Here is a 1528-nt window from a genome sequence, read left to right on the forward strand (position 1 = left end):
TTGAAAAACTGACGTTTGCGAATGCAGAACTGGGACTTCCAAATTCGGCGCAAGCGCCTTTGAGGTCAGGCTTTTCGCGTTTGCTGCGGTGCAGGAAGGATCTTGGCCAATTTGCGGAGGTTTTGGGCGGTGGCGGCGAGGAGGAATTCGTCATTTGCACCGCATGGTCCACGTAATCGGAGCCGTCCCAGACCGAGAATACGTTTCAGATGGGCGAATAGCATTTCGACTTTCTTTCGGAGCTTCATCGCAATCACGTATTCATCAGTGTTGGCCAAATCCCTGGCAACTTGGCGGGCATCTTCTTGTTCTTCACGGGTGATCGATCTGGCGTCGGCATTGGGGCAGCACTTCGGTTTGGACGGGCAAACCTGGCAGGTCAGTTTCAGAGCACGATACGTCGCGGTGCCTTTGCCCGTCGGGCCCCGGTTCGGATCGGAATAATTCCGGCGGAACTGCTTGAGGGCATGCCCCTCGGGGCAGATGTATTGGTCGTTCTGCGCATCCCAGTCGAAATCTGTACGTGTCCAGGTGCCATCGGGGCGTCCGGCCTTGTCGATCACAGGGATGTAAGGGGCGATCTTACGATCTACGAGCCAGCCAAGCATTGGGCCTGAGCCATAGGCCGTGTCGGCGATCATCCAGTCAGGGACCAGGCCGAATTTGTCCTTCACCCGTGTCAGCATCGTCCTGGTTGGTCCAACTTCGGCCTGCCGGATGGAACGGGTAGGTTCCACATCCAAGATAACACCGTGATCCGTGTCGATGAGATAATTGTCAGAATAGCTAAAGAATGCAGGGCCCTTACGCGCTGCCGTCCACTGGCTCGCCGGGTCGGAATGGGAGGTGAACTTCGGCTGCACCTCGCTGGCTGAGCCAAATGCCTCCTCATCCAGCGTGTCGAGATATTCACGCACGGCGCGGGCCGCGTCAGTTGGATCAATCGTCGAGGCGTCCCACTCTCCCTTCGGCGTCGAGTTCTGCTTGTTCGCATCCGCTTCAATCAGGCTGGCGTCGATGGCCATGCGCTGACCACTGACCAAACCTTTCTCGATACAACGAGCGACAGTCGTCTCGAACAGATGGCGCAGAAGTTCGCTATCACGAAAACGTCCATGCCGGTTCTTGGAGAATGTTGAATGATCCGGGATCATATCGGTCAGGTCGAGGCGGCAAAACCACCTATAGGCCAAATTCAGATGCACCTCCTCGCAAAGACGTCGCTCAGACCGGATACCAAAGCAATAGCCAACCAAAAGCATCCGGATCAGAAGCTCGGGGTCAACCGATGGACGGCCCGTGTGACTGTAGAAACTCGACAGATGGGGGCGAATACTATCCAGATCGACAAACCGATCAATCGAGCGCAGCAGGTGGTCTTGTGGAACGTGATCCTCCAGCGAGAACTCGTAGAACAGTGCGCCCTGCGCTTCCTGTTTTGGTCCCATCATCATTCAATCCCCCGCTGCCATAGAGAAATTGAATCAGCCATGAGCCGTCAAATCAACAAGAGTTTTTCAACAAAATA

General features: G+C 55.4%; 1 protein-coding gene. It reads right to left on the minus strand.

Translation table 11 applies throughout. The annotated features are described in order from the left end of the window. Positions 1–65: 65 nt before the first annotated feature. Positions 66–1451: an IS1182 family transposase gene (locus Q4577_RS23625; protein WP_303567672.1), complete on the minus strand. Its 1386-nt coding sequence runs from the start codon at positions 1449–1451 to the stop codon at positions 66–68. Between the last annotated feature and the right edge of the window lie 77 nt (positions 1452–1528).

The organism is Marinovum sp. 2_MG-2023 (genome assembly GCF_030548265.1).
Lineage (GTDB): Bacteria > Pseudomonadota > Alphaproteobacteria > Rhodobacterales > Rhodobacteraceae > Marinovum.

Excerpts from the sequence above, each read along its gene's own strand:
- Q4577_RS23625 (WP_303567672.1), bottom strand. The coding sequence starts at position 1,451 with ATGATGGGACCAAAACAGGAAGCGCAGGGCGCACTGTTCTACGAGTTC.